Origin of the sequence: Mammaliicoccus sp. JADD-157, assembly GCF_049310805.1 — a bacterium.
Classification (GTDB): domain Bacteria; phylum Bacillota; class Bacilli; order Staphylococcales; family Staphylococcaceae; genus Mammaliicoccus; species Mammaliicoccus lentus.
In genome coordinates, this window is the sequence record NZ_JBMOVZ010000001.1 from 443692 (window position 1) to 459709 (window position 16018).

Sequence of the window (16018 nt, forward strand, 5' to 3'; positions counted from 1 at the left end):
ATATAGATGCAAAATATTTTAAAAGAATACTTTGGGTATCAACAATTTAGAGATGGACAGAAAGAAATTATTGATAAAGTGATTGATCATCGACCAACATTGGGTGTTATGCCAACTGGCGGAGGTAAATCAATTTGTTATCAAGTACCAGGACTTTATTTAGATGGCGTAACAATTGTCATCAGTCCTTTAATCTCTTTAATGAAAGACCAAGTTGACAGCTTAAGGTCTATGGGGATTAAAGCTGAATTTTTAAATAGTACATTAACAAATAAAGAGAAGAATAGAGTAGAAAGAGAACTTGTTTCAGGACAAGTTAAATTCCTATATATTGCACCAGAGCGCTTTAATCAACCACAATTTGTACAATTAATAAATAAATGTAATATTCAACTTATAGCATTTGATGAAGCCCATTGTATATCTAAATGGGGACATGATTTTAGGCCGAGTTATCAAGAAGTGATAACTCATGTTATGAGCTTACCACATCATTTTAGATTAGTTGCATTAACTGCTACGGCTACCCAAGAAGTACAAGAAGATATTTCACAGAAACTAGGAATAGCAGAACAAGATATTGTTGAAACGTCTATTAAACGTGGAAATTTGACGTTTAAAGTAAATAGTACATACCAAAGATTGAACTTCGTCAAAGATTATGTAAAAAGTCATATTAATCAATCAGGCATTATTTATTGTTCAACAAGAAAACAAGTAGAACAACTTAGTGAGACTTTTGACGATTTAGATATAAAAAATGTTATGTATCACGCTGGTCTGCCGAAAGAAGAAAGAGAACGTGCACAAAGAAAATTTATAGACGATGATATAAAATTAGCAGTCGCTACCAATGCTTTCGGAATGGGAATAGATAAATCTAATGTGAGATTTGTGATTCATTATAATATGCCTCAAGACATCGAGTCTTATTATCAAGAAGCAGGTAGAGCAGGACGAGATCAATTAGACAGTGAATGTATATTGTTGTTCTCTGATAGAGATATTGATTTACAAAAATTCTTTATTTCTTCTAGCCAAGCGGATGATGAATATAAAGAAAAACAAGGCGAGAAGTTAAGACAAATGATTCAATACACGAAGACAACGAAATGCCTTGAAGCGATGATGATTCATTATTTCAACCCTGATGAAAAACTTGAAGAGTGCGGAAGATGTTCAAGTTGTTTAGAAGCTAAAAAATCATACGACATGACTACTGAAGCACAGAAAATTTTAAGTTGCATTGCGAGATTAAAACAACAAGAAAAACGGAATATGATTATACAAGTACTTAGAGGTGAGAAATCAACTCAGATAACATCTTTAGGATATGAAGAGCTAAGTACTTATGGAATACTAAAAGATTATACTACAAACGAATGTCACCATTTATTAGACGAGTTGAGGTTTAAAGGATATTTAAATGAATATAAAGAAGTATTGAGTGTTGACCAATCAGCGATGGAAGTTTTAAGGGGTAATGTGCAAATTATGACAACACCATTTAAATCTAAACCTAAAGAGATTGTAGATATACAAACAATAACAGATGTAGACCGCTCATTATTTAATCGTCTAGTTGAAGTTAGAAAAGACTTAAGTAAAGAGTTAGAAGTATCCCCGTTATCTATCTTTTCTGACCAAATTTTAGAACAATTTGCGAAACGCCTACCTGAATCTAAAAAAGAAATGATTATGATAGATGGAATAGGTAGTTATAAATTAAAACACTATTGTCCAATATTTATTGATACAATTAAAAAATATAAACAACCAATTTAAAAAACAATGAATTTTATTATTTATTGAGGGTAAATGATTATAAAGATAAATCTAATTTTGAACAATAAAAGGAAATGTGGGGTATATTGGGATGATTAAATTTAAAAATGTTTCAAAATTATATGGTACTAAAAAAGCGGTTGATAACGTTAGTTTCAACGTAAATAAAGGGGAATTTTTTGTATTAATCGGACCGTCGGGGTGTGGGAAAACAACGACGCTTAAAATGATTAATCGCTTGATTCATTTATCAGATGGATATATTTATTTTAATGATAAACCAATTAGTGATTATGATGTTTCTGAAATGAGATGGGATATAGGTTATGTATTACAACAAATTGCTTTATTCCCACATATGACGATTAAAGAAAATATTTCACAAGTACCTGAAATGAAAAAGTGGAAAAAACAAGATATTGCAAAACGCGTTGATGAATTATTGAATATGGTAGGGTTAGACCCAGATACATTTAGAGATCGATACCCTAGTGAATTATCAGGCGGACAACAACAAAGAATCGGTGTTATAAGAGCCTTGGCTTCAGATCCACCGGTAGTACTGATGGATGAACCATTCAGCGCTTTAGATCCAATTAGTCGTAAAAATTTACAAGATGATGTACTGAAGTTGCAATCTGAAATTAACAAGACAATTATCTTTGTCACACATGATATAGAAGAAGCGATGAAAATGGGAGACCGTATTTGCCTCTTAAATGAGGGACATGTTGAACAAATTGGCACAACAGAAGATTTTATTCACCATCCTAAAAATGAATTTGTTAAATCATTTATTGGTAATATGGATGCTCATGTACTAAAACAAGTACAGTTAGGAGATATCGCGCAACCTATTTCAGAAGTTCATCCAACTTCTATAGATGCTTATCCTAAAGTAACACCAACACAAACCATTGATGATATATATGGATTGTTAGCTGAACATGAAGCAATTGTAATGGATAAAGGCGAAGAGGAACCAAGTCATATTGTAACTAGGCAGTATGTTTTTAGTTACTTAGCTGATAAGAATAGAGGTGTTTCATAATGAATGTATTATTTGAAACATTATCTAGTAGAAAAGGACAATTGTTAGAAACGTTACTGGAACATATTCAATTATCGTTTATTGCATTACTTATTGCAGTTGTTATCGCTGTTCCATTAGGTATTTTACTTACAAAAACAGATAAAATTGCTGAAGTTGTAATTAACATTGCGGCAGTTCTCCAAACAATACCTTCGCTAGCCTTGCTAGGGTTGATGATTCCATTGTTTGGTATTGGTCGTATTCCAGCTATAATTGCATTGGTTATTTACGCATTATTACCAATCTTAAGAAATACATATACAGGAATCAAAGAAGTAGATCCTTCCCTTATTGAAGCTGCTAGAGGTATAGGAATGAAAACAGGTAGAAGACTTTCTAAAGTCGAATTACCACTCGCTATGCCAGTAATGATGGCTGGTATTAGAACAGCTATGGTATTAATTATTGGTACTGCTACGTTAGCAGCTTTAATTGGTGCAGGAGGACTAGGGGATTTAATTTTACTTGGTATTGATCGTAATAATTCATCACTCATATTATTAGGTGCGATACCAGCTGCAATTCTCGCTATATTCTTCGACGTATTCTTAAGAATGTTAGAGAAAATTTCGTACAAGAAATCGATTATTATTCTAGGCGCAATTTTACTTGTTTTCTTAATAACAATTATCGCTCCTTTATTTGGACAAAAAGGTGAAAAAATTACATTAGCAGGTAAATTAGGCTCAGAACCAGAAGTTATCACAAATATGTATAAAATTTTAATTGAAGATGAAACAGATAATACAGTAAATGTGAAGGCTGGAATGGGTAAGACTTCGTTCTTATTTAATGCTTTAAAATCTAATGAGGTGGACGGATATCTTGAATTCACTGGTACTGTATTAGGAGAATTAACTAAAGAAACACCTAAATCAACAACAGAAAAAGATGTATATAATCAAGCAAATGATAGTTTAGAAAAGAAATTTGATATGCAATTGTTAGAACCTATGAAATACAACAACACGTATGCTTTAGCAGTTAAAGAAGAATATGCTAAAAAACATAATTTAAAAACTATTTCTGATTTAAAAAAAGTTGAAGATGATATTAGACCAGGCTTTACGTTAGAATTTAACGACCGTGAAGATGGCTATAAAGGCATTCAAAATAAATACAACTTAAAATTCAATGATGTAAAAACAATGGAACCTAAATTACGTTATCAAGCGATTGAAAGTAATGACATTGACTTAATAGATGCATATTCAACAGATGCTGAATTAAAAGAATATGGCATGGTTGTATTAGAAGATGACAAAAAGTTATTCCCACCATATCAAGGTGCGCCAATGATGAAAAAAGAAACTGTTGAAAAGCACCCTGATGTAGTGAAAGCAATGAACAAATTAAAAGGTAAAATTAGTGACGAAGAAATGCAAGAAATGAATTATCGTGTTACGGTAAAAGATGAAGATGCATATCAAGTTGCAGAAGAATATTTAAAGAAGAATAATCTAATTGACTAAAGCCATTGATTTATGAAAATGGTTAGGTCTATAATATTATTTAATTGAGGCTGAGACATAAACAAATGACTCAGCCTTAAATGTTATATTTGCAATGGATATCTGGTTTGAAAATGTCCTTGTATCAAGTATTTCAATCTAGTTATCTTTAACGGAGTGATACATAGAAATTTTATGAGAACGATTAGATTTCTATTTCACACTTATTTTTAAATATGGAGGTCATAGGATATGAAGCAACAATTAAAAGAGTTACAGGCTTATCAGCCTGGTTTATCACCAAGGCAACTAAAAGAAAAGTACGGCATTGAAGGGGATATGGTAAAGCTTGCTTCAAATGAAAATTTGTACGGCCCTTCTCCGAAAGTTAAAGATGCAATACAAGAAAGTCTAGATGAGTTATTTTATTATCCAGAAGTGAAACAATTTGATGTAAAAGATACTTTGAGTCAGTCTTTAAACGTAAAGAAAGAACAAATATTTTTTGGATCTGGCTTAGATGAAGTTATCATGATTATTTCTAGAGCAGTATTAGAAGCAGATGATGAAATATTAACGAGTGATATGACGTTTGGACAATATAAACATCATGCTGTCATTGAACGTGCACAAGTTAAGACGACGCCACTTAATAATGGTTATTTTGATTTAGATGCAATGTACGAAGAAATTACTGATAAGACGAAATTAATATGGATTTGTAATCCTAACAATCCATCTGGAACGTATTTACCACACAAGGAACTAGAATCATTTATTAAAAAAGTTCCAGATAATATTATCGTGTTAATCGATGAAGCATACATAGAGTTTGCTGTTGCTGAAGATATGCCTAGAAGTTTAGAATTATTAGATAAATATAAACAAGTTGTTGTATTAAGAACATTTTCTAAAGCATATGGCTTAGCATCACAACGAATTGGATATGCGATTGCCGATGAAGCATTACTCAACCAACTTGATATTGTTCGTCTACCTTTCAATGTAACGTCATTATCCGCAGTTGCAGCTAACGCAGCGTTAAAAGATCAAGAATATTTAAAAGATATTACTAGCAAGAATAGAACTGAAATTGAAAAATTCTTAAATTCTTCGTTTAAAGAACATTTATACGACAGTCAAACAAACTTTGTATTCGTAAACACAGATAAACCTCAAGAATTATACGATCAATTATTAAAAGAAGGTTTTATCACAAGACCGTTTCCTAATGGGGTTCGTATTACAGTTGGTTTTAGTGAGCATAACGATAAAATGATTAAAGTATTAGAAGCCTTTTTCGAAAAAGTAAATTCATAAAAAAGGAAAGTAAATAAGTTCTTTGTTATAATAGTATACATGAGATATAAAAGGAGAAGGTATAATGACGAAACAAACAATCGGTATTGATATGGATGAAGTGTTAGTTGATACAATTAAAAAATTATTAATGCGTTATAATCAAGAAACTTCTTCAAACGTTACTATGGAAGAACTAAAAGGTAGTAAAATTAGAAATATGATGCCTGAACACCAAGGTATTTTAACTGATATTCTTAGGGAAGATGGATTTTTCAGAGATTTAGAAGTATTTGATGATGCATTAGATGTTGTAAGAAAATTAAACGAATATTATGATGTTTTTATCGTTACAGCTGCAATGGACGTACCTACATCATTTGCTGATAAATATGCTTGGTTAAGAGAACACTTACCATTTATTGATCCACAACATTTTGTATTTTGCGGTGATAAAGGAATTGTAAATACAGATTACTTAATCGATGACAATCCTAGACAATTAGAAAGCTTTAATAATCATTCAATTATGTATGCAGCAGCACATAATATTGATTATGATAAGTGGCCAAAAGTATACAATTGGAAAGAAGTAGAAGAATACTTCTTAGGTGAAAATGGAGAATATAATAAACAGAAAAACTTATCCGAATCTATAAAGTAATTTTGGTATTTCATTATTTAATATCACAAGAATTAAGCTAACAAACTCAATATAATTGATTAAAAAAGCCCAATCTATTGATTGGGCTTTTTTTAATGTATACCTTGCATAAGTTTTTTGATTTTTGGTGTCATAGCAAGCACAATTAATGCTACAACAATTGCGATTGCACCAATAAGACCGAAGTAATTTTGGTGTCCTAATGGTTTTATTAATTTTACAAGTTGTCCGTTGATTCCTTGTGCAGTTGCGTTAGTTAAGAACCATAAGCTCAGCATTTGTGCAGAGAATGCTCTTGGTGCAAGTTTCACAGAAACACTTGATCCTGTAGGAGATAAACATAGCTCTCCAATTACACATAAGAAGAAACTTAAAATTAGCCATATAGGATTCATTAACTCAGTTTGTTGCATAGACATCGCAATCATCATCGCAATAAATGACACACCTGCAAAAGTAAGACCAATTACAAATTTAAGAGGTGTAGAAGGGTTATATTTACCTAATTTTTGCCATAGCATTGAAATAATTGGTGCAAATATTACGATGAAAAATGGGTTGATTGATTGGAACCAACCAGCTGGAATTTCGAAGTTAATACCATACACAGATAAATCTAATTGTGTTTTCTCTTGAGCAAATACACCTAGAACGTTTGAACCTTGTTCTTGTATACTCCAGAAAAGCACTGAAGCTAAGAATAGTGGTACATAAGCTAACAATCGAGATTTCTCGGTACTATCAATATCTGGACTTCGGTACATAATAGACCAGTAAATAAATGGTACTACTATTCCGACTATTAAGACAATTAAACTTATAGAATTAAATGTAAGTTGATCAACTAAGTATAAAATACCTAATAATATAAGAATACCTATCGTACTATATGTAAATATTTTAGAGTATTTAATTTTTTCTTTATGATTTAAAGGGTTTGAAGGGAAGTTCTCTACTTCACCAAGACTTTTTCTTTGGAATAGTACGTATGCTATTAAAGCTAAGAACATACCAAATGCTGCAATAGAGAAACCTTGGTGGAAACCAACATTCAAACGTACTTTGTCAATAATAAGAGGTGATAATAAAGCCCCCATATTAACTGACATATAGAAAATAACAAATCCCGCATCTAATCTATTATCATTTTTGTGATATAGGCCACCTACAACATTAGAAATGTTTGGCTTCATTAAGCCTGACCCGACAATAATAAGTATCATAGAGATTAAAAATGCGCCCAATCCAAATGGTAAAGATAATACAACGTGACCGAACATAATCAATATAGAACCTAAGAGTAAGGATCTTCTCGAACCAAGTAATCTATCTGCAACCCAACCACCTAGAATACCTGTCATAAATATCAGTGAGCCGTACATTGCCATAATTTGCTGAGCAGTAATTTTATCTAATCCTAGTCCGCCTTGACTTACGGAGAAGTATAAATAGTACAGCAAAATAGCACGCATACCGTAATAACTGAAACGTTCCCAAAATTCAACAAAAAACAGTATGCCTAAGCCGCGTGGATGCCCAAAAAATCCATGTTGAGGAACAGTTTCAACCATTTCCTCGCGCGTCATTTTGACCATAAAAATCGCTTCCTTTCTAAACTCTCCCCCAATTTTTAGGTAAGTTTAAAGAATAGTTTAAACCTCTAAAATAAAAATTTCAATAAAATTTGTATAAGTTCTAATATTATGAATATTCTAAAAAAATAATATAAAAAAGACCGAAACATAAATTTGTCTCGGTCTTCTTTATATTATTTAACACCAGCCATAAGTGTTTTAATTTTAGGACTTGCAACCATTAATAATGCTGCAATTACGATTGCTACTATACCAGAGTATAGGAAGTAATCATTCGTACTTATGCTTGTATATAATTTAACCATTTGCGCGTTAATACCTTGAGCCATCGCGTTTGATAAGAACCAAACACTCATCATTTGAGCAGTGAAAGCTTTAGGTGCCAATTTAGTTGTAGTTGACAGTGCAATAGGTGAAAGACAAAGCTCTCCTATAGTAACTAATAAGAAACTACCGAATAACCAAATTGGGTGAATGATTGAAGAATCACTTGATAATGGGATGACCATAATAATATATGATAATCCTGCGAATAAGACACCAATTGCGAATTTATAAACAGTTGGTGGATTAAATTTACCAAGTTTTACCCATAATACTGAGAATACAGGTGCAAGTAAAATAATGAAAAATGGATTAAGTGATTGGAACCATGCTGCTGGAATATTGAAATCAATAGCACCACCAGTTAGTTTCGCCATGCTTAATTCAGTTTTTGTATCAGCAAATTGAGCTAACACTGTAGATCCTTGTTCTTGAATCATCCAGAATGCAACAGCTGCAATAAATAACGGTATATAAGCATACACTCTTGAACGCTCATAGTCTTCCGTTTTCTTACTTGTTGTAATTTTAATAAAGTAATAAATAGGTAATAATACACCTAATACTGAAATGAAGTTTGCAAAGTTAGGTAAAGTTAATTGGTCGAATAAACTTAAAATGAGACAGACAATTGCGGCAATAATCACAACTATAGCTACGATTTTAGTTATTCTAGCTTTCTCTTCTTTATTAAGTGGATCTGGTACTTCAATACCAGCTAAACCTAAATATTTTTTATTCGTAATAAAGTAAATAACTAAACCAACGAACATACCTACAGCTGCCACTGCAAAGCCTGCGTGGAATCCGACATTTACTTGTAACCATCCAATGATTAATGGTGAAATTAATGCACCTAAGTTAATAGACATATAGAAAATTGTGAACGCTGAATCCAATCTTGGGTCATTTTTCTCATACAACAGACCAACTGTTGATGAAATATTCGGTTTTAATAAACCTGTACCAATGATTAAGAATAAAAGCGCGACAAGTAATAAAGTAAAGTTATTTGGTAATGATAGTAAGATATGACCTATCATGATTAGAATACCACCATAGAATAGGGCGTGACGAGTACCTGTAATTCTATCAGCGATCCAACCACCGATAACACCACTCATGTATACTAGTGCTCCGTAAATTGAGACAATTTGTAGTGCTAAACCTTGGTCTATACCAAATCCGCCTTTAGCTACTGAATAATATATGTAGTAAGCAAGGATGGCTTTCATTCCATAATAACTGAATCTTTCCCAGAATTCAGTAAGGAACAAAGTTGATAAACCTTTAGGATGACCGAAAAAACCAGTACGTGGCGTACTTTGAATGATTTCCTCTTTTGAATAATGTTTGTTATCCATTTTTTAATTCCCCTCATTATAAACTATATTAAATTGTGTTGTACTTAAAAATAGCACATATTAAATTGTAATCGTTTGCTAATAAAAATACAAGGTAAATATTGATAATATTCATACAATAATGACTATTTAAAATAATTAAACCCTTTCATTTCAGGCTTTATAAAGAAAGTAAAAAAAGTTGAAATGATTGTAAGCGTTTTCTTTATAACGTCTAAAAATATGCTGAATTGCATAGAAAGGTGAAAAAAAGTGCATATTCATACTTGAGAGGCTATAGAAGCGTTCATATTAAACAAGAGCTATAAATTAAAATATAACAAACGCCCAATCCGTATTTAACTAGCGGATTGGGCGTTTGTTTTTGAGAAATTGAGGCTAATGTCTCAATTTCTACTATATATAAATTGGAATCATGGTCTGTTATCTATTATCGATGTTTTCAGGATATAAGTCATGATTCATCATACGATATTCAGCCATTTCTTCATACTTTGTACCTGGGCGACCATAATTAGTATATGGGTCAATTGAAATACCGCCTCTTGGCGTGAATTTACCTAAAACTTCTATATAATGTGGATCCATTAAGTCAATCAAGTCATTCATGATAACATTCATACAATCTTCATGGAAATCCCCATGATTTCTAAAACTAAATAAGTAGAGTTTTAAAGATTTAGATTCTACCATTTTTACATTTGGTATATATGATATATAAATTGCAGCAAAATCAGGTTGTCCTGTAATAGGGCACAATGATGTGAACTCAGGACAGTTAAATTTAACAAAATAATCTCTGCCTTGGTGTTTATTATCAAACACTTCTAAAACTTCTGGATTATATTGGTCATAATATTGATTGTTTTGGTTTCCTAATAATGTTATATCTTTTAAATCTTCTTTTTTTCTGCCTTCTGACATTGTTTATGATTCTCCTTTTTCTATTGATTCTTCTGGTTTCGGATTTCTTTGAGCTTTTTTGAACATATAATACCCAGCAAGGAATATAATGATATAGCCAAGGTAACTTAATAAGTCAGGTGACTCTTTGAAAATTATAAAACCTAGTAATGCACTAAATACTACTGACGCGTATACAAAGATTGAAATATCTTTAGCAGCAGCGTAACTATAAGCTATCGTTATTCCGAACTGACCAACAGTAGCAAAAACACCAGATAACAATAATATGATTACTTGTGTTATGCTCATTGGTTCATACGTGAAAATAACAAAAGGTATAAGTACTACTGTAGAGAAAAATGAAAAATAGAATACAGTTGTATAAGCTTTTTCACGTTTACCTAGAGGTCTCAGACAAGTATAGGCACCTGCAGCAAATAATCCTGATAATAGACCAATAATCGCTGGTGTCATATCTGAATCAAATGAAGGCTTGATAATGAAAATTGCACCTGCTATTGCGACAATCATTGCAATAACTTGGTATTTTCTAGCGCGTTCATTTAGAAATAGTGCACATAGAATAATAGTCCAAAATGGATTTAATTTCATTAACATGTCTGCGTCACTTAGTACCATATGGTCGATAGCATAAATATTTAGCAAAACACCAATGAGTCCTAGAGAGGATCTTAAAATTAACAATGGTTGGTTTTCTAATTTGCCGAAAAATGATACTCGTGCTTTATAAGCAATATATATTGGAACAAGCATGGCTACTAGATTTCTGAATAATGATTTTTGGAAAACCGGTAAATCACCAGACAATCTGAAGAAAACAGCCATTAAGCTAAATCCAATAGAAGATATAAGTATAGCAAGGATACCTTTTATTGTAGAATTCATTTTATACACCTTCCATTTTTTATCAATGAACATATATTATCATAACTCACTTTACAAAGTATATGGAATTCTAATTTTTTAAATTTATGAAAGTAAAATAAAGAAATTTTCAAATGTTGATATAACAACACTTATGTGACATATCGATAAAGTCAACCCTATTTTTTATAAAAATTTAAGGTATTATGAGTGTTATGGCTCGTCGTTAATGTTATAATAAATCACATAATATAGTATGTACTAACAAAAGTTAACACTATATCTTGTGTTTTGCGCATTTAGAATAAAAAGTTATAAACTATGTAAAAATTTATATTTTTAATTTATAAAAATTCGTAAACACAAAGTATATACATATGGTAGGTGATAGTGTATGAAGATAATTTATTTTTCTTTAACAGGTAATGTTAGACGATTTATTCAAAGAGCAGGATTATCGAATACGATGGCTCTCACTGAAGCAAACAAGACAAAAGAAATAAATGAACCATTTATAATTGTCACAGGTACAATTGGGTTTGGCCAAGTACCTGACCCCGTCCAAGCATTTTTAGATGTAAATCATAAAAATCTTAAAGCGGTAGCTGGCAGTGGAAATAGAAACTGGGGCAATAATTTTGCAAAAGCGAGCGAGGAAATTGCGAATAATTATAATGTCCCTTTATTAATGAAGTTTGAACTTCATGGTAATCAGGAAATAGCAGATGAATTTAGAGAAAAGGTGGTTAATCTTTATGAAAATGATAAACAAACAGAATTATAATCATATCGAATTAAATAATAAAGTGACTAAGCGTAGAGAAGATGGTTTCTTTGATATTGAGAAAGACCAAGAAGCATTAGAAGTTTATTTAGAAGAAGTAAAAGAAAAAACAATTCAATTTGGTACTCCAATTGAACGTTTACATGCTTTGGTTGATCAAGATTTCTATTATGATTTATTCAAAGAGTATAGTGAAGCGGATTTAGAAGAAATAAATGAATTTGCAGATTCTATTCCTTTTCAGTTTGCAAGTTACATGTCAGCAAGTAAATTCTTTAAAGATTATGCCTTAAAGACTAACGATAAATCTCAGTATTTAGAAACATATAAAGAACACGTTATTATTGTTTCATTGTATTTAGCTAAAGGAAACGTAGCACAAGCGAAACAATTTATTGAAGGAATGATTGAACAACGTATTCAACCAGCAACACCTACTTTCTTAAACGCGGGTAGAGCAAGACGTGGTGAATTAGTGAGTTGTTTCCTATTAGAAGTAGATGATAGCTTAAACTCTATTAACTTTATTGATTCAACAGCGAAACAATTAAGTAAAATTGGCGGAGGAGTTGCAATCAACTTATCTAAACTTCGTGCACGTGGCGAAGCGATTAAAGGTATTAAAGGTGTAGCTAAAGGTGTACTACCAGTTGCTAAATCATTAGAAGGTGGATTTAGTTATGCGGATCAACTTGGTCAAAGACCTGGTGCAGGCGCAGTATATTTAAACATCTTCCACTATGATGTTCTTGAATTCTTAGATACTAAAAAAGTAAACGCGGACGAAGATATTAGACTTTCAACTATCTCAACTGGATTAATTGTTCCTTCTAAATTCTTCGATTTAGCAAAAGAAGGTAAAGACTTCTACATGTTTGCACCACACACGGTTGAACGTGAGTACGGTAAAACATTAGATGATATTAACTTAGACGAGTATTACGATGAGCTAGTAGCAAACCCTAACATCATCAAGAAAGCTAAAGATGCACGTGAAATGTTAAATACAATTGCACAAACACAATTACAATCAGGTTATCCTTATTTAATGTTTAAAGACAATGCAAACAAAGTTCATCCAAACTCTGAAATTGGCCAAATTAAAATGAGTAACCTATGTACTGAAATTTTCCAACTGCAAGAAACTTCAGTTATTAATGACTATGGAACAGAAGATGAAATTAAACGTGATATTTCTTGTAACTTAGGTTCATTAAATATTGTAAATGTTATGGAATCTAAAAAATTCAGAGATTCTGTTCATACAGGTATGGATGCATTAACAGTCGTTTCAGATGATACTGAAATCAAAAATGCTCCGGGTGTTAGAAAAGCAAATAATGAATTACACTCAGTTGGTTTAGGTGTAATGAACTTACATGGATATTTAGCAAAAAATAAAATCGGCTATGAATCAGAACAAGCTAAAGACTTTGCAAATGTATTCTTTATGATGATGAACTATTATTCTATAGAACGTTCAATGGAAATAGCGAAAGAAAGACAAGAAACTTACGTTGATTTTGATAAATCGGATTACGCTTCAGGAAAATATTTCGAGAAGTATGCACAAGAAGATATTAAACCGCAATTTGATAATGTAGCAGATTTATTTGAAGGATTAGATATTCCAACTGCAGAAGATTGGAAAGCTTTAGCTGAAAAAGTTAAAGAAAACGGTCTTTACCATGCATACAGACTTGCTATTGCACCAACACAAAGTATTTCTTATGTTCAAAATGCTACAAGTTCTGTTATGCCAATCGTTGACCAAATTGAAAGAAGAACATATGGTAACTCAGAAACATTTTACCCTATGCCATTCTTATCACCAGAAACAATGTGGTATTACAAATCAGCATTTAACACAGATCAAATGAAATTAATTGATTTAATTGCGACGATTCAACAACACGTAGACCAAGGTATTTCAACAATCCTATATGTAAATTCTGAAATTTCAACACGTGAACTTTCAAGACTATATGTATATGCACATCATAAAGGATTAAAATCACTTTATTATACTCGTAACAAATTATTAAGCGTTGAAGAATGTACAAGTTGTTCAATTTAATCATTTTAATAAGATAGGAGATCTAACATGAAGGCAGTAAATTGGAATACACAAGAAGATATGACAAACATGTTTTGGCGTCAAAACATTTCCCAAATGTGGGTAGAAACAGAATTTAAAGTTTCTAAAGATATTGCAAGCTGGGAAACTTTAACAGAACCTGAAAAGAATGCATTTAAGAAAGCATTAGCTGGATTAACAGGCTTAGATACACATCAAGCTGATGACGGCATGCCACTTATTATGATGCATACTAAAGATTTACGTAAAAAAGCAGTTTATTCATTTATGGGTATGATGGAGCAAATTCATGCGAAAAGTTATTCTCATATTTTCACAACGTTACTACCATCTAGTGAAACAAACGAATTACTAGATACGTGGGTAGTAGAAGAACCACATTTAAAATATAAATCAGATATCATTCTGAGCAATTATCATAAATTATGGTCTAAAGACGCGTCAGTATATGATCAATATATGGCCCGTGTAGCGAGTGTGTTCCTTGAGACATTCTTATTCTACTCAGGATTCTATTATCCATTATATTTAGCAGGACAAGGTCGCATGACAACTTCTGGAGAAATTATTCGTAAAATATTACTTGATGAATCTATTCATGGTGTATTTACTGGTTTAGATGCACAAAGTTTAAGAAATGAATTAACTGAAGATGAGCAATTAAAAGCGGATAAAGAAATGTATCGCATGCTAGAGCTATTGTTCAAAAATGAGTATGAATATACAAAAATGCTTTATGATGAAATTGGGTTAACAGATGATGTTATGAATTATGTTGCGTATAATGCTAACAAAGCATTAGCTAACTTAGGTTTCGAGCCTTATTATGAAGAGAAATCATTCAACCCTATTATCGAAAATGCTTTAAACACAAGCACTAAAAACCATGACTTTTTCAGTGTTAAAGGCGATGGCTATGTATTAGCTCTAAATGTTGAACCTTTAACAGATGAAGATTTTATCTTCGATGAAAACTAAAAACAATAATTAAATAAAAGTAATTATTACTTTCTTAAAACTGTCGCAAAGTGCAAAACTTTAGTGGCAGTTTTTTGTATCCTATACTTTAAAAGACCTTTTTATTTAAGGTAAAAACATATAAAATGAAAGTATATAAAAGTGTAATTTTAGCTTTTGAATAGAAAAGTTAACATATTTTTCAATATTTAAGCATTTTACATTTACTTAATTAGATATAATGAGAATAGAATTTAAAAAAGGTGGGTTACATATGAAAAGAGTTTTACTGGGTCTTTTATCATTGTTAATTATTTCTGTATTAGCGGCTTGTGGTAATGATAATAAAGAAAAAGAAGAAAATCATTCAGAACATAAGCAGTCAGATCATGATTCGTCTGATAAACCTCAAGCTTTAGAAGTTAAGCTAGATGTACCAGAAGAAGCGAAAAAAGGGGAAGAAGTAGACTTATCTGCTGAAGTTACATTAGGGAAAGAAAAAGTAAAAGACGCTGATGAAGTAATGTTTGAAATCATAAAAGATGGCGACAAAAAGAATTCTGAAATGAAAAAAGTGAAAGAAAATAAAGACGGGAAATATACTTTAAAGTATAAATTCAATGAAGAAGGTACTTATAATATCACAAGTCATGTCACAGCACGTGATCAGCATACAATGCCGAACAAAGACATTAATATAAAATAATTATAAAAGAGTAATGAAATTTAATTTCATTACTCTTTTTTTAAATAGCATTGCATTTTAACTGAATATTCATTACAATAAAGATAATGATAATCGTTATCAACTAA

General features: G+C 31.4%; 13 protein-coding genes. 9 read left to right on the plus strand and 4 right to left on the minus strand.

Annotation, left to right across the window (positions count from 1 at the left end; genetic code table 11):
* The first annotated feature begins 6 nt into the window (after window positions 1-6).
* The 5 genes from recQ (at window position 7) to ACO6VN_RS02260 (ending at window position 6292) form a co-directional block, all read left to right on the plus strand.
* Window positions 7-1785: a DNA helicase RecQ gene (gene recQ / locus ACO6VN_RS02240; protein WP_194201032.1), complete on the plus strand. Its 1779-nt coding sequence runs from the start codon at window positions 7-9 to the stop codon at window positions 1783-1785.
* A gap of 91 nt (window positions 1786-1876) precedes the next feature.
* The gene (locus ACO6VN_RS02245) at window positions 1877-2836 is read left to right on the plus strand and encodes an ABC transporter ATP-binding protein (RefSeq protein WP_194201031.1); all 960 of its coding nucleotides are present in this window, start codon (window positions 1877-1879) and stop codon (window positions 2834-2836) included.
* The gene (locus ACO6VN_RS02250) at window positions 2836-4350 is read left to right on the plus strand and encodes an ABC transporter permease/substrate-binding protein (RefSeq protein WP_064204696.1); all 1515 of its coding nucleotides are present in this window, start codon (window positions 2836-2838) and stop codon (window positions 4348-4350) included. Before ACO6VN_RS02245 ends, ACO6VN_RS02250 begins: the two co-directional genes overlap by 1 nt.
* A 231-nt stretch (window positions 4351-4581) precedes the next feature.
* Window positions 4582-5649 (plus strand): histidinol-phosphate transaminase, encoded by a 1068-nt coding sequence (gene hisC, locus ACO6VN_RS02255; protein ID WP_194201030.1) that lies wholly within the window; start codon window positions 4582-4584, stop codon window positions 5647-5649.
* Window positions 5650-5713: 64 nt separating this feature from the next.
* Complete coding sequence (locus tag ACO6VN_RS02260) at window positions 5714-6292, plus strand: 5' nucleotidase, NT5C type (protein WP_216683907.1); 579 nt, start codon at window positions 5714-5716, stop codon at window positions 6290-6292.
* Window positions 6293-6384: 92 nt separating this feature from the next.
* Here the strand turns inward: ACO6VN_RS02260 and ACO6VN_RS02265 are convergent, their stop codons facing one another.
* From ACO6VN_RS02265 to ACO6VN_RS02280, 4 genes are all read right to left on the minus strand, one after another.
* Window positions 6385-7887 (minus strand): peptide MFS transporter, encoded by a 1503-nt coding sequence (locus tag ACO6VN_RS02265; protein WP_017000370.1) that lies wholly within the window; start codon window positions 7885-7887, stop codon window positions 6385-6387.
* Window positions 7888-8060: 173 nt separating this feature from the next.
* Entirely contained in the window at window positions 8061-9575 is a 1515-nt protein-coding gene (locus ACO6VN_RS02270; protein ID WP_017000369.1) for a peptide MFS transporter, read from the minus strand.
* Between the two features lie 423 nt (window positions 9576-9998).
* On the minus strand, window positions 9999-10499 hold the full coding sequence (gene queF, locus ACO6VN_RS02275; protein ID WP_194201028.1) for a preQ(1) synthase: 501 nt from the start codon (window positions 10497-10499) through the stop codon (window positions 9999-10001).
* A gap of 3 nt (window positions 10500-10502) precedes the next feature.
* Window positions 10503-11387 carry a DMT family transporter gene (locus ACO6VN_RS02280; RefSeq protein WP_194201027.1) on the minus strand — a complete coding sequence of 295 codons (885 nt, stop codon included), beginning with the start codon at window positions 11385-11387 and terminating at the stop codon, window positions 10503-10505.
* Between the two features lie 373 nt (window positions 11388-11760).
* Between ACO6VN_RS02280 and nrdI the strand changes: the two genes are divergently transcribed.
* The 4 genes from nrdI to ACO6VN_RS02300 all read left to right on the plus strand — a co-directional run bounded on the left by nrdI (window position 11761) and on the right by ACO6VN_RS02300 (window position 15911).
* Complete coding sequence (gene nrdI, locus ACO6VN_RS02285) at window positions 11761-12150, plus strand: class Ib ribonucleoside-diphosphate reductase assembly flavoprotein NrdI (protein WP_194201026.1); 390 nt, start codon at window positions 11761-11763, stop codon at window positions 12148-12150.
* Window positions 12122-14227: a class 1b ribonucleoside-diphosphate reductase subunit alpha gene (nrdE, locus tag ACO6VN_RS02290; protein ID WP_194201025.1), complete on the plus strand. Its 2106-nt coding sequence runs from the start codon at window positions 12122-12124 to the stop codon at window positions 14225-14227. Before nrdI ends, nrdE begins: the two co-directional genes overlap by 29 nt.
* 27 nt (window positions 14228-14254) lie before the next feature.
* Window positions 14255-15226: a class 1b ribonucleoside-diphosphate reductase subunit beta gene (nrdF, locus tag ACO6VN_RS02295; protein WP_194201024.1), complete on the plus strand. Its 972-nt coding sequence runs from the start codon at window positions 14255-14257 to the stop codon at window positions 15224-15226.
* Window positions 15227-15479: 253 nt separating this feature from the next.
* Window positions 15480-15911, plus strand: coding sequence for a FixH family protein (locus tag ACO6VN_RS02300; protein WP_194201023.1), 432 nt, complete (start codon window positions 15480-15482; stop codon window positions 15909-15911).
* Window positions 15912-16018 lie beyond the last annotated feature (107 nt).

Bases quoted from the DNA above. Each gene is read 5' to 3' on its own strand.
- recQ (WP_194201032.1), top strand. From the start codon at position 7: ATGCAAAATATTTTAAAAGAATACTTTGGGTATCAACAATTTAGAGAT.
- ACO6VN_RS02245 (WP_194201031.1), top strand. From the start codon at position 1,877: ATGATTAAATTTAAAAATGTTTCAAAATTATATGGTACTAAAAAAGCG.
- ACO6VN_RS02250 (WP_064204696.1), top strand. From the start codon at position 2,836: ATGAATGTATTATTTGAAACATTATCTAGTAGAAAAGGACAATTGTTA.
- hisC (WP_194201030.1), top strand. From the start codon at position 4,582: ATGAAGCAACAATTAAAAGAGTTACAGGCTTATCAGCCTGGTTTATCA.
- ACO6VN_RS02260 (WP_216683907.1), top strand. From the start codon at position 5,714: ATGACGAAACAAACAATCGGTATTGATATGGATGAAGTGTTAGTTGAT.
- ACO6VN_RS02265 (WP_017000370.1), bottom strand. From the start codon at position 7,887: ATGGTCAAAATGACGCGCGAGGAAATGGTTGAAACTGTTCCTCAACAT.
- ACO6VN_RS02270 (WP_017000369.1), bottom strand. From the start codon at position 9,575: ATGGATAACAAACATTATTCAAAAGAGGAAATCATTCAAAGTACGCCA.
- queF (WP_194201028.1), bottom strand. From the start codon at position 10,499: ATGTCAGAAGGCAGAAAAAAAGAAGATTTAAAAGATATAACATTATTA.
- ACO6VN_RS02280 (WP_194201027.1), bottom strand. From the start codon at position 11,387: ATGAATTCTACAATAAAAGGTATCCTTGCTATACTTATATCTTCTATT.
- nrdI (WP_194201026.1), top strand. From the start codon at position 11,761: ATGAAGATAATTTATTTTTCTTTAACAGGTAATGTTAGACGATTTATT.
- nrdE (WP_194201025.1), top strand. From the start codon at position 12,122: ATGAAAATGATAAACAAACAGAATTATAATCATATCGAATTAAATAAT.
- nrdF (WP_194201024.1), top strand. From the start codon at position 14,255: ATGAAGGCAGTAAATTGGAATACACAAGAAGATATGACAAACATGTTT.
- ACO6VN_RS02300 (WP_194201023.1), top strand. From the start codon at position 15,480: ATGAAAAGAGTTTTACTGGGTCTTTTATCATTGTTAATTATTTCTGTA.